General features: G+C 69.8%; 13 protein-coding genes and 5 tRNA genes. 9 read left to right on the top strand and 9 right to left on the bottom strand.

What is annotated here, in order from left to right; translation table 11 throughout:
• The first annotated feature begins 144 nt into the window (after positions 1–144).
• Positions 145–3,114 (top strand): TIR domain-containing protein, encoded by a 2,970-nt coding sequence (locus EL493_RS06855; protein WP_019044872.1) that lies wholly within the window; start codon positions 145–147, stop codon positions 3,112–3,114.
• A 138-nt stretch (positions 3,115–3,252) separates the two neighbouring features.
• On the opposite strand, the gene EL493_RS06860 is transcribed toward EL493_RS06855, so the two are convergent.
• Positions 3,253–3,328, bottom strand: a tRNA-Lys gene (locus EL493_RS06860).
• 794 nt (positions 3,329–4,122) lie between these two features.
• On the opposite strand from EL493_RS06860, the gene EL493_RS06865 reads away from it, so the two are divergent.
• The 4 genes from EL493_RS06865 to EL493_RS06880 all read left to right on the top strand — a co-directional run bounded on the left by EL493_RS06865 (position 4,123) and on the right by EL493_RS06880 (position 5,198).
• Positions 4,123–4,794, top strand: a complete 672-nt coding sequence (locus tag EL493_RS06865; protein WP_019044873.1) for a TetR/AcrR family transcriptional regulator — start codon at positions 4,123–4,125, stop codon at positions 4,792–4,794.
• 92 nt (positions 4,795–4,886) lie between these two features.
• A tRNA-Glu gene (locus EL493_RS06870) sits at positions 4,887–4,959 on the top strand.
• A gap of 30 nt (positions 4,960–4,989) precedes the next feature.
• Positions 4,990–5,063 (top strand) — tRNA-Asp (locus EL493_RS06875).
• 58 nt (positions 5,064–5,121) lie between these two features.
• Positions 5,122–5,198 (top strand) — tRNA-Phe (locus EL493_RS06880).
• 43 nt (positions 5,199–5,241) lie between these two features.
• On the opposite strand, the gene EL493_RS06885 is transcribed toward EL493_RS06880, so the two are convergent.
• The 5 genes from EL493_RS06885 to EL493_RS06905 form a co-directional block, all read right to left on the bottom strand.
• Positions 5,242–5,919, bottom strand: a complete 678-nt coding sequence (locus tag EL493_RS06885; protein ID WP_019044874.1) for a TetR/AcrR family transcriptional regulator — start codon at positions 5,917–5,919, stop codon at positions 5,242–5,244.
• A 16-nt stretch (positions 5,920–5,935) separates the two neighbouring features.
• Complete coding sequence (locus EL493_RS06890) at positions 5,936–6,916, bottom strand: NADPH:quinone oxidoreductase family protein (protein WP_019044875.1); 981 nt, start codon at positions 6,914–6,916, stop codon at positions 5,936–5,938.
• Entirely contained in the window at positions 6,913–8,130 is a 1,218-nt protein-coding gene (locus tag EL493_RS06895; protein WP_019044876.1) for an acyl-CoA dehydrogenase family protein, read from the bottom strand. Before EL493_RS06895 ends, EL493_RS06890 begins: the two co-directional genes overlap by 4 nt.
• Before the next feature lie 66 nt (positions 8,131–8,196).
• Complete coding sequence (locus EL493_RS06900) at positions 8,197–11,421, bottom strand: acetyl-CoA carboxylase family protein (RefSeq protein WP_174435974.1); 3,225 nt, start codon at positions 11,419–11,421, stop codon at positions 8,197–8,199.
• A complete protein-coding gene (locus EL493_RS06905) occupies positions 11,418–12,038 on the bottom strand; it encodes a TetR/AcrR family transcriptional regulator (RefSeq protein ID WP_162178104.1) in 621 nt (206 codons plus the stop codon). Before EL493_RS06905 ends, EL493_RS06900 begins: the two co-directional genes overlap by 4 nt.
• Before the next feature lie 123 nt (positions 12,039–12,161).
• Here EL493_RS06905 and EL493_RS06910 point away from each other — a divergent pair.
• Positions 12,162–12,238: transfer RNA gene (locus tag EL493_RS06910), tRNA-Asp, on the top strand.
• A gap of 54 nt (positions 12,239–12,292) precedes the next feature.
• Here EL493_RS06910 and EL493_RS32220 read toward each other — a convergent pair.
• From EL493_RS32220 to EL493_RS06925, 3 genes are read right to left on the bottom strand one after another with little or no spacing between them, the layout of a single operon-like run.
• A complete protein-coding gene (locus tag EL493_RS32220; protein WP_019044879.1) occupies positions 12,293–13,321 on the bottom strand; it encodes a hypothetical protein in 1,029 nt (342 codons plus the stop codon).
• A 9-nt stretch (positions 13,322–13,330) separates the two neighbouring features.
• Entirely contained in the window at positions 13,331–14,599 is a 1,269-nt protein-coding gene (locus EL493_RS06920; protein WP_019044880.1) for a hypothetical protein, read from the bottom strand.
• Positions 14,599–14,955 carry a hypothetical protein gene (locus tag EL493_RS06925; RefSeq protein ID WP_126405602.1) on the bottom strand — a complete coding sequence of 119 codons (357 nt, stop codon included), beginning with the start codon at positions 14,953–14,955 and terminating at the stop codon, positions 14,599–14,601. The genes EL493_RS06920 and EL493_RS06925 overlap by 1 nt, the downstream gene beginning before the upstream one ends.
• 181 nt (positions 14,956–15,136) lie before the next feature.
• Here EL493_RS06925 and EL493_RS06930 point away from each other — a divergent pair, with 181 nt between their 5' ends.
• From EL493_RS06930 to EL493_RS06940, 3 genes are all read left to right on the top strand, one after another.
• Positions 15,137–16,450, top strand: coding sequence for a hypothetical protein (locus EL493_RS06930; RefSeq protein ID WP_019044882.1), 1,314 nt, complete (start codon positions 15,137–15,139; stop codon positions 16,448–16,450).
• Between the two features lie 50 nt (positions 16,451–16,500).
• On the top strand, positions 16,501–17,187 hold the full coding sequence (locus EL493_RS06935) for a GAP family protein (RefSeq protein WP_019044883.1): 687 nt from the start codon (positions 16,501–16,503) through the stop codon (positions 17,185–17,187).
• Between the two features lie 144 nt (positions 17,188–17,331).
• Positions 17,332–18,033: a polyprenol monophosphomannose synthase gene (locus EL493_RS06940; protein WP_019044884.1), complete on the top strand. Its 702-nt coding sequence runs from the start codon at positions 17,332–17,334 to the stop codon at positions 18,031–18,033.
• Positions 18,034–18,063 lie beyond the last annotated feature (30 nt).

An 18,063-nucleotide genomic window follows, 5' to 3' on the forward strand; every position in this document is an offset into this window, starting at 1 on the left:
TGCCCGCGGGCACCGCGCGGCGAACCCGAGTAGCCCGGTACGCGTGCCCGGCGCGCGCCGGAGACGGACGGTGGAGGAGAACACCTGGCCCGATGCTGGGAGCAGACCATGGCCGAGGCGACGACAATCCCGCCGGATGCCCGCGTGACACCGACGTCCTACGACGCCTTCCTGTCGTACTCCCACGCCGACCGGGCCGTCGCGGCCGGTATCCAGCGCGGCCTGCACCGCATCGGCCGCCGGATGGGCCGCCTGCACGCCCTGCGCGTGTTCCGCGACGCGACCGACCTGACCGCCAGCCCCGACCTGTGGGGCAAGGTCGCCGAGGCCATGGACCGGGCCCGCTACTGCATCGTGGTGCTCTCGCCCGCCTCCGCCGCCTCGGAATGGGTCGACCGCGAGATCGCCTACTGGCTGCGTACCCGCGGCCCCGAACAGCTGCTGTTCGTCGTCGCCGGCGGACAGGTGAAATGGGATCGCCACACCCACCGCTTCGACCCCGACCGCTCCACCGTGGCACTGCCCGTCCTGACCGAGCCGGGTGCACTCCCCACCGAACCCCTCTACGTCGACGTCAGCGAAGACGCGCCATGGGATCCCCGCGCCACCCTGTTCCGCGAGAAACTGACCGACCTGGCCGCCCCCATCCACGGCAAACCGAAATACGAACTGGCGGGCGAGGACCTGCGCGAACAACGCCGGTTCCGGCGCATCCGCCGGATCGCGGTGCTGACCCTGATCCTGCTCACCGTCCTCGCGCTGGCCGCGGCCTACATCGCCGTCGACCGGCAGCGCGAGGCCGAACGCCAACGCAACCAGGCGATCGGCCTGCGCCTGGTCGCCGACACCGAGTCGATGCTGGCCGGCGCGCGTCCGCGTGACGACGTGCGGGCCATCCAGCAGACCCTCGCCGCCCAGCAGATCTCGCCGAGCTTCGACGAAGGGGCGCTGCTGCGCACGTTGAACGGTGAAGCGGCGGTGGAGAAGATCGTGCAGACGGGGAAGCCGTTCAGCATGAACGATCTGCTCGGGAGTCTCGACCGTTTGGCTGAGGTGTATCGGACGGCGACACCGGACTTCAGTGTCACGTTCGGTCCGGCGGGTGATCGAATCCTCACCAGCGGTGTCGAGATGCGGCTCTGGGATGCGGCGACCGGCGCTCGCATCGATCGGCTCTTCGAACCCCAGCCGCGCGCATTGCGAGCGGTGTTCAGCCCGGACGGTCGGCGGATCTTGGGGGCAGACGCCGAAGGCCGGATCCAGATCTGGGATGCCGAGACCGGCCGATCGGTCGCGCCGGCGCTGACGGGGATGACCGGCGTCGCGAATACGCTCGCTATCTCGCCGGACGGCCGGTCTGTTGTGGCGGGCGGTCAGGACGGTGAGATCCGTTGGTGGGATGTCGTCGACGGCCGCACCGCGGTGTTCCCCGGTCACGAAGGCACGGTGAACTCCGTGGCGTTCAGTCCGGACGGGCGACAGTTCGTATCCGGTGGCGACGACACCACCGTGCGGATCTGGAATGTGATGTCGCCGGCGGACCCGCCGGAGATCCTGCGTCGGCACAGCCAGCAGGTGAAGTCTGTCGCGTGGAGCCCCGACGGCCGGCGTATCGCGTCCGGCAGTATCGGCGGAGTCGATATCGCGGCCGCGGCACCCGAGTTCGGCAACGGGCTCCTGCTCTGGGACGCCGACACTCGACAGCCCGTCGGCCGACCACTCGTCGGGCACGACGGACTCGTCAACTCCGTCGCATTCAGTCCGGACGGCACCAGGCTGGCGTCGGGGGCGACGGACGGCACCATCAGGCTGTGGAACGCGGGCACAGGGGCGTCGGAAGGGACGCCACTGACGGGCCACTCCGGTTGGGTCGTCGGTGTCGGGTTCAGTCCCGACAACCACCGTCTCGCTTCCATCGCGTGGGACGGGACGATGCGCATCTGGGATGTCAGCCGATCCGGTTCACTCGGCTCGCCATGGCCGGACGGCGGATCCTCGACACCGGGCTTCGGCGCGATCCTGGCGCTGGAGGGTGATCGCCTCGTCAAGCAGGTCGAAGCGGATGCCTCGGTCTGGGTGGTCGATTCGCGGACGGGCCGCGGCATCCGGTTCGTCGACTATCCCGACGATTTCGCCACCGACGCGGCGATCAGTCCGGGCGGCCGCCGCATCGCCGTAGCCGGACCTGACAAGTCGGTGACCTTCTATGACGCCGACACCGGCGCAGAGGTCGGCCGCCCCCTGACCGGATTCGCCGGGCGGGTGGACGATCTGGACTTCGGCGCGACCGGCTCGCGGCTGGCGACCGTCACCGACGAGGGCGTCGTGCAGGTGTGGGACACCGACATCGGCGCGCCCATCGGCGGGCCGTTCGTGGGGCTACCCGAGGCCGACTGGATCGCCCTCAGCCCGGACGGCCGGTATCTCGTTGCCGTTCACGACAAGACCGCCCGGCTGTGGAGCACCGAGACCGGTGATCCGATCGGCGATCCCATGACCGGAGAGGACGACGTCGCGGACGTCGAATTCGATGCCGCCGGTACTCGCTTGCTCATCCGCCGGGCGGGATCGGTCGGTCTCTGGGACCTGGGCACCGGCGCCGTCGTCACAGAGATCCGTGCCAGCTTCATCTGGGCGCTGGCGTCGGCTCCCGATGGATCCCGGTTCGTCACCGCTGAGGAATCAGCGCTGCGCCGTTGGGACATGCGAACCGGCGAGCAGATCGGTCCGCCGATGGCAGGGCACAAGGACTGGGTGCGAAGTCTCGCCATCAGCGCCGACAGCCGCTATATCGTCTCCGGTTCCAGCGACCGGACAGTGCGCTTCTGGGACCTCACCGACGGCCACGCGGTCGGCGAGCCGTTGCGCGGGTCGCCCGGCTGGATCGAGAACATCTGGATCAGTGCGGACGGCACCCGCGTGCTGACCAGGTATCAGGATTACGCCGACAAGTCGGAGATGTGGACCTGGCCCGGCCCCGAATCCTGGGCCGATCACCTCTGCGACAAACTCACCTTCAACATGAGCCGCCAGCAGTGGGCCGATTGGGTTTCGCCCGACCTCGCCTACCGCCCCGTCTGCCCAGACCTGCCCCCACACCCCGACGACCGCTGAAATCGGGGTGGTGGGAATCACAGCAAGACCCTGGCGTGAGGCGGTGCGGCGACCGGACAGGGGAAGGATCTGCGCTGGGTTCGGGGCCCGCGACGGGCGCGGAAAAACCCTGTCACCCCAGGTGGGGCGGGTGAAGCGTGGTGCCCCCTGTAGGACTCGAACCTACGACCTAGTGATTAAAAGTCACCAGCTCTACCAACTGAGCTAAAGGGGCGCGGAGGGGAGTCTAACCGACGGTGCGCCGTCCGGCCGAATACCGGTCCCCGGTGCTGTCGGCGGGGTGGATCGCGGCTGGTCGGCGGACGTAACAAAGATTACGGTAGGGACGATTCCCGGTAACCGGCTGGTACTCAGCATCGTTCGCGCTTCGGGCGCCGACGTGGTATCGAATACTGTTGTATTGCAACAGTTTTCGATGAGCAGGGGATACGTGGCGGAGAAAGTGGTCCGGTGTGGGCGCGAGCTCGCGACCGTCGGGCGAACAGCAGGGGGTTCGCCGAGGGGTCGCGGGGCCGGTCAACCGGGCTGTGCGCCTGCGGAATTCGTAGCCGACGAAACCTTTTCGGTTGCGCTCGGTTTGCTGGGTGAGATATCCGGACCGGATGCCCGGATGGGTGCTTCATTTGCCGCGTGTCGGCAGCGAAATGCGGGTACGGTGATCGCCTGATGAATTTCGGGACAATCACCGCTGCCGTGATATCGCGCGGTTCGGTGCCGGGTGTGGCGGCAAGGAATTCATCGAGGGTTCGAAGTGCCGGGGTGAACGCGATGGCGCGCGAAACCTTCGGCGAAGGGGCAATCGTTACCGCAGGAGGAGGCGGTTCTCACAGGTAGTTGAGCCCGAGTGTGCACCCCCTGCGGCGCACTCGGGCAGGCGAACTATAGCAGCCGGAGGGGTACCGGCTTTTCTGCGAGATTTCATACCGAAAGTTTGAATTAAAACCACTATTTGCACCTGCGGTCGGTTATTGAACGCGGGTGACTAGAAGGTTCGGAGGCGTTTCGAGCATGGCACGGCAGCAAGAGCGGGCCCGCCGGACACGCGCGGCGATAATCAAGTCCGCGGCCGTCGAGTTCGGGAAGAGCGGGTATGCCGCGGCATCGCTCAACCGCATTCTGGAGGGTTCGCGCGCCACCAAGGGCGCGATGTACTTTCATTTCGACTCCAAGGAAGACCTGGCGCGCGCGGTGCTCGACACCGCGGTCGAGCGCTACCGCGGGTGTGCCGAGCGCTGGCTGGCGCGCGGCGACCTCGGTCCGCTCGACGTGCTGCACGGCATGGTCGACGAGATCGCGCTGCGGCTCGAGCACGACACCATCGTGCAGGCCGAGTACCGGCTGGTGATCGAGCCCGAGTTCCACCGCGACGCGGGCAACGGTGGCGGCCGCATCGTCGGCCGGGCGACCCGGGTGCTCGCGGTGCGCGCGATCGACGACGGGCAGCTGCGCGCCGACGCCGACCCGGACCGGTTCACCCGCACCCTCTCCGCGGCCCTGGCCGGCCAGCGCTATCTGATCGACCCGATCGCCAGCGGCGCGGCGGGTGATCTGCGCGCGCGGTTCGCCGAGGTGCTGGAGGTCATCGTCGAGGCGATGGCGACCCCGGTGTGGATCCAGAGTTTCCGCAGCGACGGCTGGCGTGCGCAGGCTCGGCTCGACGACCTCGGTTTGGGCGCCTGACCAGCCGATTTGGAAGTCTGCGCACACCTGTCATAAGCTATGCGAGCTCCCAACGGAAACGTTGAAAGCCGGTCCGGAGAGATCCGGGACGAGCCCCCTTCGTCTAGCGGCCTAGGACGCCGCCCTTTCAAGGCGGTAGCGCGGGTTCGAATCCCGTAGGGGGTACAGTCTTCGGACTGTGTAGCAGTACAGCAAGGCCCTGTGGCGCAGTTGGTTAGCGCGCCGCCCTGTCACGGCGGAGGTCGCGGGTTCGAGTCCCGTCAGGGTCGCAAGTAAGCGCCGGAGTGATCCGGCGCTTCGCGTATGGCATTCAGTACGGGTGCCTGCGGCCAGGTAGCTCAGTTGGTACGAGCGTCCGCCTGAAAAGCGGAAGGTCGCCGGTTCGATCCCGGCCCTGGCCACCAACGAAATCCCCTCACCGGTTCCGGTCGAGGGGATTTCGCGTTTTCAGCCGCCGGTCGGCATGCGCAGGGCGTTCACCCACAGGCGGGTGACGGTGTAGACGAGGTCCTCCAGCGGTGGCTGGTCGTCTCCGCCGACGACGAAATGATGGAAGGCCATGCGGCTGACCATGCTCGACAGCGCCCGTGCGGTGAGCATCGGATCGAGGTCGGGGTCGGCCAGGCCGCGTCGCTGCAGCTCGGCAATGCCGCGGGCATTGCGGTGGATGAAGGCGTCGGCCCGCTGTCGGCGCAGCGCGCTGAACTCGGGGTCGATGGTGGCGACCTGCTCGAGCAGGCCCATCAGCTTCGCGTTGCGCCGGTAGGCCTCGAAATAGGCGCGGTTGCTCGCCTCGACGATCGCCGCCGGGTCGTCGGTGTCGAGTACCCGCCGCATGCCGGGGTGCAGCATGTCCTCCTGGGCGTGCTCCAGGATCGCCGCGAAGATCTCCTCCTTGCCGGCGAAATAGGTGTAGAAGGTGCCCGAGGAGCAGTTGGCCTCCTGGGTGATGTCCACCAGCCGGGCATCGAGATACCCCAGCCGCTCGAACACCTTCCGGCCCGCCTCGATCAGCGCGGCCCGCGTCCGCAGGCCACGCTGGGTGGTGGGCAGCTCGCGCAACAGCGAGGTGCGCGCCATCGAGGGCGGCGCACCGTCGCTGTCGTGGTTCGCGAGGTCGTCCATGCTGTATTTATAGCGCTCAGGGCTGGAAGACGATGCGCCCGACCGTCGAGCCGTCGCCCAGCCTGCCGAGGCCGTCGGGTACCTCGGCCAGCGAAAGGCGTTCGCTGATCAGGGGTTTCAGTCCTGCGGTGGCGAGCCGGGTCAGCTCGGTGTGACAGTCGGCGATCGCGGGCCGGTTGTACTGTTTGTACAGACCCCAGTGCAGGCCGATGATCGAGTAGTTCTTGATCAGGGCGTGGTTGAGCGCGGGCTGCGGGATGGTGCCGCCGGCGAAGCCGATCACCAGGATGCGGCCCTCGAAGGCGACGCACTTGGTGGACTTGGCGTAGGCGTCGCCGCCGACCGGGTCGTAGATCACGTCGGCGCCGCGGCCGCCGGTGAACTCCTTGACGGTCGCGACGATGTCCTCGGTGTGCCGGTCGATGACGAGATCGGCGCCGAGCCTGCGGCAGTAGTCGACCTTGCCGGGCCCGCCGACCACGCCGATCACCCGCGCGCCCGCGGCCTTGCCCAGCTGCACGGCGGTGCTGCCGACACCGCCCGCCGCCGCGTGCACCAGCAGGGTCTCGCCCGGCCGCAGCTGGGTGCGGCGGTGCAGCGCGAACCAGCTCGTCTGGTAGCCGATGCACAGCGCGGCGGCCTCGGCGTCGTCGAGCGCGTCCGGTGCGGGGAACACGTTCTCCTCGTCCAGCACCGCGAGCTCGGCGAACGCGCCGCCGGGCAGCGTCGTCGTGCCGACGACGCGATCACCGACCGCGAACCGGTTCGCCCCCGCGCCGACCGCGACGACCTCGCCGCACAGCTCGACGCCCGGCGTGAACGGCAGCGGCGGCTTCACCTGGTACTGCCCACGGCACAGCAGCACATCCGGGAAGTTGGCCGGCGCCGCGAGCACCCGCACCAGCACCTGGCCCGGACCGGCGACGGGGTCGTCGACGTCGGTGAGCCGCAGGACGTCGCGGGGTTCGCCGAGTTCGCTCAGCTGCCAGGCCTTCACGCGCGCACCGCCTGCTCGCGATACTTGCCCAGCTCCTGACGGGCGATGGATCGTTTGTGCACCTCGTCGGGGCCGTCGGCCAGGCGCAGAGTGCGCAATCCGGCCCAGGCCTGGGCGAGCGGGAAGTCGTCGGTGACGCCGCCCGCGCCGTGCACCTGGATCGCGCGGTCCAGGATCTTCAGCGCGATGGTCGGGGCGGCGACCTTGATCGCGGCGATCTCGGTGCGGGCGGCCTTGTTGCCGACGGTGTCCATCAGATACGCGGCCTTGAGGGTGAGCAGCCGGATCATCTCGATGTCGACGCGCGCCTCGGCGATCCAGTCCTGGATATTGGCGTTCTCGGCGATCGGCTTGCCGAAGGTCACCCGCGACAGCGCCCGCTTGCACATCAGTTCCAGTGCCCGCTCGGCCATGCCGATGCTGCGCATGCAGTGGTGGATACGGCCGGGTCCGAGGCGGGCCTGGCTGATCGCGAACCCCTCGCCCTCGCCTTTCAGTACATCGGTGACGGGCACTCGCACATCGGAGAAGTCGATCTCGGCGTGGCCCTCGCGGTCGTGATAGCCGAACACCGGGAGGCTGCGCACGATCGTCACGCCGGGGGCGTCGATCGGGACCACCATCATCGACTGCTGCCGGTGCGGCGCGGCCTGCGGATCGGTCTTGCCCATCACGATCAGGACCCGGCAGTTCTTGTGCAGGGCGTTGGTGGCGAACCACTTGCGGCCGTTGAGCACGTACTCGTCGCCGTCGCGCACCATCGACAGCTCGACATTGGTCGCGTCGGAGCTGGCCACGGCGGGTTCGGTCATCGCGAAGGCCGAGGCCATGGTGCCGTCGAGCAGCGGCTCGAGGTACTTGCGCTTGTGCTCCTCGGTGCCGAACAGCTCGAGCACCTCCATGTTGCCGGTGTCGGGGGCGTTGCAGTTGCAGGCCTCCGAGGCGAGGTGGCTGCGGCCCATGATCTCGGCCAGCGGCGCGTACTCGAGATTGGTCAGGCCGGGGCCGCGGCCGGGATGCGGGTGGAAGAGGTTCCACAGGCCGCGCCGCTTGGCCTCGGCCTTGAGCTCCTCGAGGATCGGCGGCTGGAAGTGCGGGTCACCGGAAGCGCGCATCTGCTCCTCGTACACGGGCTCGGCCGGATAGACGTGGGTGTCCATGAAGTCGAGGAGTTCGTCGCGATACTTCGCGGCGCGGTCGGTGAGTTGGAACATGCGGTGGCTCCCGGTGGAGTGGAGGGACGGCGCTTTCCTCGACCGTATTCGAAGTTGACGTCAACATCAAGAACGAAGCGTCGCGATCCAGGCCCTGGTGTCGGCGGGGTCGATGACGTCGTCGAGCTCGAAGCCGGTGGCCGCCGTCAGCGCCTTGCCCTGCTGGTAGGCCAGGGCGAGCAGCTGCTCGAACAGGGTGTCGCGCTCGGCCGGGTCGGCGGCCGCGAGTTCCTTGCTGAACCCGAGGCGGACCGCGCCCTCCAGGCCCATCGGCCCGATCTCGCCGGTGGGCCAGGCGATGGTGAACCGGGGCGCGCGGAAGTGGCCCGCCGTCATCGCCATCGCGCCGAGGCCGTAGCCCTTGCGCAGGATGATCGTGCCGAACGGGACGCTCAGCCGGGCACCGAGGACGAACAGGTCGCTGAACCGGCGTACCGTGGCCGTCTTCTCCGCCTCCGGTCCGACCATGAATCCCGGTGTGTCACACAGCGACACGATCGGCATTCCGAACGATTCGCACAGCCGCAGGAAATCGCCCATCTTGTCGGCGGCCTCGGCATCGATGGCGCCGCCCAGGTGGTGGCTGCTGTTGGCGACCAGGCCGTACGGCTGCCCGGCCACCCGCACCAGCGCGGTGACGACGCCGACGCCGTAGTCGGCGCGCAACTCCAGCATCGAGCCCACATCGACGATCGCCTCGATCGCGCGGTGGATGTCGTAGGCGCGCAGCCGGTTCTCCGGCACCACGTGCCGGGCCAGGCGCGGATCGGGTGCTTCGTAGTCGTCGACCGGGCCCTGGAAGTAGCCCAGGTACTGCTTGGCCAGCGCCACCGCGTGCGCCTCGTCGCGGGCGACCAGGTCGACCACGCCGTTGCGGCGCTGCACGTCGATGGGGCCGATGTCCTCCGGGCGGTAGACGCCGAGGCCGCCGCCCTCGATCATGGCGGGGCCGCCCATGCCGATATTGGCGTCGGGGGTCGCGATGATCACGTCGCAGGTCCCGGCCAGGGCGGCATTGCCCGCGAAGCAGCGGCCCGACACGATCGACACCAGCGGCACCAGCCCGCGCAACGCGCCGAGCGCGCGGAAGGTGGTGACCTCGAGCATCATGCCGGTCGTGTCGGTGTCGCCGGGCCTGCCACCGCCGCCTTCGGCGAACAGCACCACCGGCACCCGCTTGCGGGCGGCCAGCTCGAAGGCGCGGTCGGTCTTGAGGTGGTTGATCCGGCCCTGGGTGCCCGCGAGCACGGTGTAGTCGTAGGCGATCACCACCGCCTCGGCCGCGGCGCCGAAGCGGTCGGCCCCGATCGTGGCCAGGCCGGTGACCAGGCCGTCGGCGGGGGTGTTGGCGATGAGGTCGGCCTCGGCGCGCCTGCTGCGCTGGGCGGCGAAGGCCAGCGCGCCGTATTCGACGAAGCTGCCCGCGTCGACCAGGTCGGCGATGTTCTCCCTGGCCGTGCGGCGGCCGAGCCGGTGCCGCCTGGCGACCGCCTCGGGCCGGGATTCGTCCAGGGTGACGCGGTGGCGCGCCTGGATCTCGGCGACATCGGCGCGGGGCCGGTCGGGGTCGAGGTCGGCGCCGGTCTCGGCGGTGTCGTCGCCACCCGTGGGGTCGACGATCACCAGCGCGTCGCCGGGCGCGACGACCTGTCCGGGATGCACGAGCACCCTGGCCGTGCGCGCGGCCCGCGGCGCGGCGACGACGTGCTGCATCTTCATCGCCTCCAGCACCACGAGCTGTCCGCCCGCGCCGACCTCGACGCCCTCGGCGAGCACCTCCACCACCGTGCCCGCCAGCTGGGCGCGGATCGCCTCCTGCCCCGGATACAGTTCCACCGCTTCGGCGGTGGGCTCCGGCCGATCCGCTTCGGCGGCCGCCACGAAAGCGGGCAGCCGTTCGCCGAGCCACGCGGTGGTGACGGTGCCGGACTGGAATTCCTTGTCGGCGAGGATTTCCCGCAGGAAGCCGATATTGGTGCGCAGGCCGTCGACGCCGAATTCGCCCAGCGCGACGGCGGCCTTGCGCGCGGCCGCGGGGAAGGAGCCGCCGCGGGTGCGGGTGATCACCTTGGCCAGCAGGGAGTCGTAGCGGGGGCTCGGGGTCAGGCCCGGCCTGCCGAAGGTGTCGACCCGGACGCCGGGGCCGGTGGGCGGCGCGAATCCGGTGAGGGTGCCCGCGGTCGGGATCGCCGAGCCGTCGGCGGCCATGGTCTCCATGTTCACCCTGGCCTGGATGGCGATACCCTCGGCCGGCGCCGGTTCGGAAGCCGCTGCGTCGGAGGTGATTCCGCTCGGCAGACCGAGTTCGGCCAGGCGCGCGCCCCGGGCGACGGCGAGTTGCGCGGCGACCAGGTCGACGCCCGTGACCTCCTCGGTGACGGTGTGTTCCACCTGGATCCGCGGATTCACCTCCAGGAACACGAATTCCGCGCCGGAGACAAGGAATTCGACGGTCGCGAGCCCGCGATAGCCGACGTGCGCGCACAGCCGGACCGCGGCCGCGTGCAGGTCGCGCCGAAGTGCCGCGGAGAGTCCTTGGGCGGGCGCGATTTCGAGCAGCTTCTGATGCCTGCGCTGCACGCTGCAATCGCGGTCCCCGAGCGCGAGCGCGACGGTGCCGTCGGCGATGATCTGCACCTCGATGTGCCGGGCTCGCTCCAGCAGTGCCTCGGCGAACACGGCCGGATTGCCGAAGCCGAGTTCGGCCTCGGCGGCACACTGCCGGTACGCCTCGTCGACCTCGGCGGCCGTCCGCACCACCCGCATGCCGCGGCCGCCGCCACCGGCCAGCGCCTTGATCATGATCGGGCCCGCCTGCACCGCGAGGAACGCGCGCACCCGCGCCACGTCGGCGGGGCCGTCGGTGGCGGGCAGGACCGGGACACCGGCCGCGACGGCGGTCGCGCGGGCCGCCGACTTGTCGCCGAACCGGTCGAGCACATCCGGGTCGGGGCCGACGAAGGTGCGGCCCGCCGCCGCGCAGGCCCGCGCGAAATCGGCGTTCTCGCTGAGGAACCCGTAACCGGGGTGGACGAACTCCGCGCCGGTCTTCTCGGCGGCGGACAGGATCGCGGCGTGGTCGAGATAGGCGGCGGGACCGGCGCCGGCCAGCGCGATCGCCTCGTCGGCGGCGTGCACGTTCGGATTGTCCGCGTCGTCCTCGGCGTACACCGCCACCGTGCGCACCCCGAGTTCGGTGGCGGTGCGGATGACGCGCAGGGCGATCTCGCCACGGTTGGCGATCAGGAGTTTCACCGGCTGTCCTTCGGGGTGGGTCGTTGTCGCGCTCATCGGGTGAAGCCGATGAGGCGTTCGGCGATGGCGATGTGCTCGGCGACGAACTGTTCGCGCTCGTCGGGTGCGGCATCGGCGACCCGGGAGGCGCCGATGAGCAGGGCGTCGGTGAGGGTCTCGACCACGCGCGGCAGTGGTGCGCACGGATCGATACGCTCCGCGTCGACGTTCGCGAGGAAGGTCGTGAAGCGCTTGCGCAGGCGATCGCGGACAGTGCGCCACTGCGCGCCGATGGCCGGGTCGACGCCGGCGCGATGCTCGATCAGGGGCACCAGGGCGCCGTTGGCGAACACCGCGTCGGCGAAGGCCCTGGTGGTGGCGGCGATGACGTCGACCGGTTCGGTGATCGCCACGTCCACCACCTGCTGCGCTTCCAGGAATTGCGCGCTCACCCGCTCGGTGACGGCCCGGAACACCTCGTCCTTGGAGGAGAAGTACGCGTAGAACGTCGCCCGGGAGACCCGCGCCCTGGTGGTGACGGTCTCCACCGAGGTCTGGTCGTAGCCAAGCTCGGCGAAGCAGCGGGCCGCCGCGTCGAGCAGTTCGCCGCGGCGGGGTCCGCCGCTGTCCTTGCGCGCCGATCGCGCCCGTTCCTGCGCCGCACTCGTGGTCACCGTTCGGAGTTTCATTGACATTGACGTCAATGTCAATGGGGCGGCGCGGTCGCGACCAGCGCGATTACCGTCCAGGTCGTTCCAGCAGGTACAGTCCACCCTCGGTGTAGCGATACACGGCACGGCCCTGTGGCGCAGTTGGTTAGCGCGCCGCCCTGTCACGGCGGAGGTCGCGGGTTCGAGTCCCGTCAGGGTCGCCATACCGAAAACCCCGGTACCGCACTGCGGTACCGGGGTTTTCGCGTTCCGGGTGGCTAGTTCCGGTGGTCGATGCTGGTGATCCGATAGCGGCCGGGCGCCACCTCGGCGGTGCGCATCGTCTGCTGGATCTTCTCGATCTCGGTGCCGCCGGGCCACTGCTGCTGCACGGTGACATTCCAGACGGTCGGATCGGTGGAGTCGGCGCGGGTGATGTGGATGCAGTACTTGACGCCGGTCGGGAAGGTGGCGATGCCCGCGGCCAGCGCCGACTCGTCGCCGACATGGGCGTCGTCGGTGACGTAGGTGCGCGCTTTCGCGGCGTCCCGGTCGACGTAATAGCTGTATTCGAAGCCCAGGATCGCACCCTGCGGGGTGGCGGTGTCGCCGCGCTCGGCGCTGATGGTGATGGACTGACTACGGAAGGTCTCACAGCCCGCGACCGCGTGCGCGGGCGGCGGTGCGACCGTGGTCGCGGTGGAACCCGTTGCCGGCGCGCCGGATACGGCCGCCCGCTGCGCCGCGGCGGGCTGATCGCCGGAGCCGAGGAAGATATTGGCCGCCACCCCGACCAGCGCCACGAAGATGAGCGCACCGACGACGCCCTTCACCGCGGCCGCCGCCTTGGCGCGGCCGTGGGGATCGTCGTAGCGTTCGTCGTCGTAGCGCTTGCGCGGCCTGCGCGTGACCGTCCCGCCGCCGCCGAAGTCCTTGAGCCGCGGCAGCACCGGCATCTCGACGTGGTCGCCGCTCTGCTCGGTCGCCGTGGTGGTGGCCCAGTCGTTCCAGTCGATGTCGTCGGTGCGCTGCGGTGGTTCCGCCGCGGGCAGGCCGTCGGTCCAGTCGTTCCAGTCGCCGGTGAAGCCGTCGTCCTCGGCCGGGGTCCGGTAGATCGGCTCGGTCGGCGCCGGCTGCTCGCGCACCTCGTCGAAGGTCTCCGGCTCCGGCGGCGGCCATACCTCCGGATTGGTGCCGATGGTCTGCGGCTCGGCCTCGCGCCGCCGCCGGCGTCGCCGTTTGCCCTGGGGACGACGGCGCGCCGGATCGGCGGGCGAGGCGAAGTAGGACCCGAACGGGTTGTCCATATGCGGCCCTTACGCGGGCGCCGGGACGACTCCCGGCTGGCCGTGTTTCGGCGCCGCCTGCGGCTTCTCGCTCTCCTGATCCTGTTGCGGACGCCCGGCGGGCGGGATCACCCCGCTCTGCATCGGCTGCTGCTGGGCGGGGGCCGGGGTCTGTGCCGGAGCCTGTTGCGGCTGATCGGTTTTCGGGGTCTGGTTGGCCGGGGCCTGGATGACCGGGTCCGGCGTGCTCGGCGCGGGCTTGGTGGAGTTGCCGCTGGTCGACGGGTCCGGCTTGGTGGCGGTGTCGCCGTTGCCGAGCCCGGCGAACAGGCCGCCGGAGTTGGTGCCGCCGTTGGTCGACGGCGCGGTCGGCGTGGTGCCCGCCGGGGTGGTGGTCGTGCTCTCGGTGCCGGTGACGTTCGCGGCGAGGGTGTCGATGCCGGTGGTGGCCAGGTCGGCGCCCGTGTCGATGCCGTGCATGGCGACCTCGGCGATCTTGTCGATCAGGTGGGTGCCGAAGGTGACGCCGGCGTCGATCGCCGCGGTGCCCAGTGCGACGCCGCCGTCGATCAGCGCCTCCTGCAACGCGATCTGCGCCGCGACGGCGGGATCGGTGGTGGTGGTGTCGGTGTCGGTGTCGAACTCGGTGGACGTGCCGCCGGTGCCGAGCACGTAGACGCCGGGGGCGACCTCGGTGGCGCCGGGCGGCACGGTGACGCCGTTGGTGCCGCCCAGGTCGGAGGTGAGACCCCGGGTGTTGCGGGTGTGTTCGTCCATCTCGGTGCTCGCGGTGCCGACCACGCCGACGGCCTCCTGGATCGCCTCCTCGGCGAGTTCCACGATCGCGTCCAGGTTGTTGCCGTTCACCGCGGGTGCGGCGGCCTTCGCCTTCGCGCGGAAGTCGGCGATGATCGCGTCGACCTTCGCGGCCGCGGTGGCCTGGGTCGAATGCGCCTGGCCGAGCAGGGTGCTCAGCTGCTGACCGCGGTCGGCGGCCGCCGACACCTCGGTCGCGGTCCGGCGCAGCGCCGGGGTGGCCGGGGCCGCGGTGTCGGTCGACTCCAGCGCGTACAGGCCGAGCCGGTGCGGGTCCTCGGTGGCGCTGGTCGCGGTGCTCGCCGAGGTGAGCGCGGCGACGACGTCGGCGTCCGGGTCGGCGGAGGTGTTGGCGCCCAGCGATTTGCGCAGCTCGAGCAGTGGCACCTCGAGCAGGGCGATCACCGGTTCGATCTTGGCTTCCGCCTCGGCCTGCGAGATCGTGCTCAGTGTGGTCTCGGTGGCCAGGGATTTGGTACGCATCACGCCACCTCGCTCTGCGTCGCGCGCAGGTCGGCCGCCAGGTCGGTGTCGATCCCGGTGACGTCGGTGCCGTACCGGTTCAGGATGTCCTGATACGCGGTGACGAGATTGCCCGCGGTGCTCAAGGTCGAGGCGTGCGCACCCGCCGCCGCCGTCCACGCCGCGGCGAATTCCCGCCCGAGCACACCGAGCCCGGACAGGTCGACCCCCGCCGCGGTCGTCGTGTTCGTCGCCGCTTCTCCGAGTAGATCTGCGACCCGAGCTGCAGCGCGCTGGTACGCGTCGAGCGCTGACGGGTCGAACGACATTTCCGCCATAATGTCTTCCCCTTCACGATCGCGGGTGCTCTCGAGCACTCCCGGCACGAAAAGCCTAACCAGCCGAACGCCCCAGGGTGAAGCTTCCGCCCCCACCCGTCCATCGCCGAAAGGTCACTCGGCAATAGCTCGCCCGAAACACTCCCGACCACCCCACCGATGTCGCCGGGCACGGGCATGATGTCTCCCGCATCGTGCGAAACAGGGGAAGGGCACTGCCATGGTCGATTTGGCGAAGACCGACGCGAATCCGCTCGCCGAGGAGGAAGACCCGTCGCTCGCCGTCGTCGTCGAACCCGAGGGCTTGCTGGTCGCCGGTGACCCGGAAGCGGTGGAGAGCTACCTGGAACGCCTCAAGTCCCACGGCGTCGAGCTCTACCACATCGCGGGTGTCACGCCGGGCTCGGCGACGGGCGCCGCGAGTTTGAGCGCCGGACTGGGCGTACTGCGTGCGCAGCACGGCACCTTCGTCAAATTGCGGCCACAGGATGCCGCCAAGATGTCGAAGTTCGGGGTGATGCCGGGCAATGGCGGATACCACCGCATGTCGCTGACCGACGGTGCGGGCAAGATCCGGGCTCAGCTGCAGTGGAAGCCGGTGTCGCTGGCCGGGACCAAGGCGCTCAGTCTGCAGATGACGATCGCGACCGTGGCGCTGCAGACCGCCATCGCGGAGGCGACGGCGGCGGTCGAGCGGGTGGAGGGGAAGGTCGAGCAGGTGCTCGATCTGGTCAAGGCCTCGACCTCGGGTGATGTGCTGGGGCAGCACGCCGCGCTGATACGGATCGTGCGGGCGTTCGACGAGTCCGGTGTTTTTCCGGCGGCGGACTGGGATGCGATCGCCTCGCTCGGGCCTGCCGCCGAGGTGGTCGTCGAGAGGTTGCGGGCGCACATCCGGTCGACGCTGGACGGGTTCGACGCGGGGAAGCCGGTACAGCAGCGGGCCGAGTATCTGCGTGACGCGCTCGAGGCCAATCGACTGGGCGCGGCGCTCGATCTGCTCGTCGTCGCCGAGGACTCGCTCTACCAGTGGCAGCGGTTGCGGATCGAGCGAGTCCGGAACACAGAGCCGCAGCTGCTGGAACCGGTGATCGACGGGGCGCGGGCGATGCTGGCCGAGCATCTCGCGGCGGACGGGCGGCTGCTGTTGCAGGCGCGTGAGCAGCTCGCGCACTATGCGGCGATCCGCCCGCTGGAGATCGCGCGCAAGATCTCGGGCAGCAGGCTCAAACGCGACATGGCCCAGTTGAAGGCCGATCTCGACGGGTTCGCGGCCGCGCGGCGGAGTCAGGTAGCGGGGTGGCAGGAACATGAGGATCCGCGGATCGGGGACGCGCTGGCCGAGATCGGGAATCGGTTCAAGGCATTCGGGGACTCGGTGCGGGAGCTGGGTGCGCGTGGTGTGGATTCGGGTGCCGCGGGTGTAGGCATCGTCGGGCGCAAGGCGTGGGAGGCGGCTGAGCGGCGGCGGAATCGGCGGCAGGGTGGTGACGCGGCGGATCAGGATGCGTCGGAACCGATGGCCGCGGACTGACGGCCGGGACAGAGGAGGCTCGCTGACCGGCGAGTAGGGTCGCGGGGGTCATGGGTGTCCTGCTGATCACGTTGCTCGGGTTCGCTGTGGTGGACGCGCTGGATGTGTTGCTGGTGGCGATCACCACGGCGGTGGTGGCGGACAGCCGGGTGGCTCGGCGGTCGCCGCTGGTGGGTGGGCTCAGTTTTCTGGGTGGGGTGTTCGCGGTCTCGGTGGCGTTCGGGATCGTGACGGTGCTGGGGATCGACTTCCTGGTGCGGCTGTTCGACTTCGAGCTCACGGATCTGCAGCGGTACTGGGGTGAGCTGCTCATCGGCGTGGTGTTGCTGGTGGTCGCGGCGCTGCCGATGGATTCCACGCTCGGTGCCGGGGGTGGGCGGTGGACGCGGCAGGTGCGCCGGTATCCCTGGTTGATGGGGGTCGTCGGGCTCACCCTCGGGCTGGCGAAGGTACCGACCTCGGTGCCGTACCTGGCCGCGCTGGCCCTGCTGTCGGCGCAGCGGCCGCTGCCGGTGGTGTGGCCCGCGATCGTGGTCGCCTACTGCGTGATCGCGCTGCTGTTGCCGCTGCTGGTGCTGGCCATGGCGATGCGCCGGACCCCGCGCGCCCGCCGGGTGTACCGGCTGCTGGTCCGCGGGATCACCCGCTACGGGCCGCCCGCCGTCCGGGTGCTCTTCGTGGTGTTCGGCGTGGTCCTGGTGGTCGACGCGCTGGTCCACGCGGGCCGGTTGTGGTGACGCGGCCGCACGGCCGCTCAGGTTCGCGTCAGGTCGATCGAGTACGGTCATAACGAATCGATGACATGCTCGCGCGCCCACCAGCTGGGACGCGGGGCGTAACCAGGTGAGCAGGGAGGGCGACCCTTGAGGGTTACCGTTGTTGTGCCGACCTACAACGAGCGGGAAAATCTGCCGGTGGCGGTGGAGCGGCTGACGGCACTGCCGGTTCCCGATCTGCACGTCCTGGTGGTGGACGACAACTCACCGGACGGCACCGGCGAGGTGGCCGACAAACTGGCCGCCGACCTGCCGAACGTGGTGAGCGTGCTGCATCGCACCGAGAAGGACGGCCTGGGCCGCGCCTACATCGCCGGCATCACGCAGGCGCTGGACGAGGGCGCCGACGTGGTTATCCAGATGGATGCCGACCTGTCGCACCCCGCCGAGGTGATCCCGGCCATGCTGGAGAAGCTGAGCTCCGCCGATGTCGGCGTGGTCCTCGGCTCCCGCTACGTGCCCGGCGGCTCGACCGCGGCGGAGTGGAAGTGGTACCGCAAGGCCCTCTCGGCCTGGGCCAACTTCTACGTGAACCTGATCCTGCGCCTGGGCGTGAAGGACGCGACCGCCGGTTTCAAGGCGTGGAAGGCCGACACCCTGCGCGCGATCGACGTGTCGTCGATCCGCAGCAACGGCTACTCGTTCCAGGTGGAGATGAACTACCGCGCGATCAAGAAGGGCTACACGATCGCCGAGGTGCCGATCCGCTTCGAGGAGCGCACCATCGGTGCCTCGAAGATGAGCCTGAAGGTGCAGCTGGAGTCGGCGCTGATGCCGTGGAAGCTGCTCTTCGGCCGCGCGGTGTAGCTACCGACATACGAAGGACCCCGCCGGAGA

The sequence above is a fragment of the Nocardia asteroides genome, from assembly GCF_900637185.1.
In the GTDB taxonomy this organism is placed as follows: Bacteria; Actinomycetota; Actinomycetes; order Mycobacteriales; family Mycobacteriaceae; genus Nocardia; species Nocardia asteroides.

What these genes read in the sequence shown, in the direction of transcription:
- EL493_RS32220 (WP_019044879.1), bottom strand. Translation starts at nt 13,321, where the DNA reads ATGGACAACCCGTTCGGGTCCTACTTCGCCTCGCCCGCCGATCCGGCG.
- EL493_RS06930 (WP_019044882.1), top strand. Translation starts at nt 15,137, where the DNA reads ATGGTCGATTTGGCGAAGACCGACGCGAATCCGCTCGCCGAGGAGGAA.
- EL493_RS06920 (WP_019044880.1), bottom strand. Translation starts at nt 14,599, where the DNA reads ATGCGTACCAAATCCCTGGCCACCGAGACCACACTGAGCACGATCTCG.
- EL493_RS06885 (WP_019044874.1), bottom strand. Translation starts at nt 5,919, where the DNA reads ATGGACGACCTCGCGAACCACGACAGCGACGGTGCGCCGCCCTCGATG.
- EL493_RS06900 (WP_174435974.1), bottom strand. Translation starts at nt 11,421, where the DNA reads ATGAGCGCGACAACGACCCACCCCGAAGGACAGCCGGTGAAACTCCTG.
- EL493_RS06865 (WP_019044873.1), top strand. Translation starts at nt 4,123, where the DNA reads ATGGCACGGCAGCAAGAGCGGGCCCGCCGGACACGCGCGGCGATAATC.
- EL493_RS06895 (WP_019044876.1), bottom strand. Translation starts at nt 8,130, where the DNA reads ATGTTCCAACTCACCGACCGCGCCGCGAAGTATCGCGACGAACTCCTC.
- EL493_RS06935 (WP_019044883.1), top strand. Translation starts at nt 16,501, where the DNA reads ATGGGTGTCCTGCTGATCACGTTGCTCGGGTTCGCTGTGGTGGACGCG.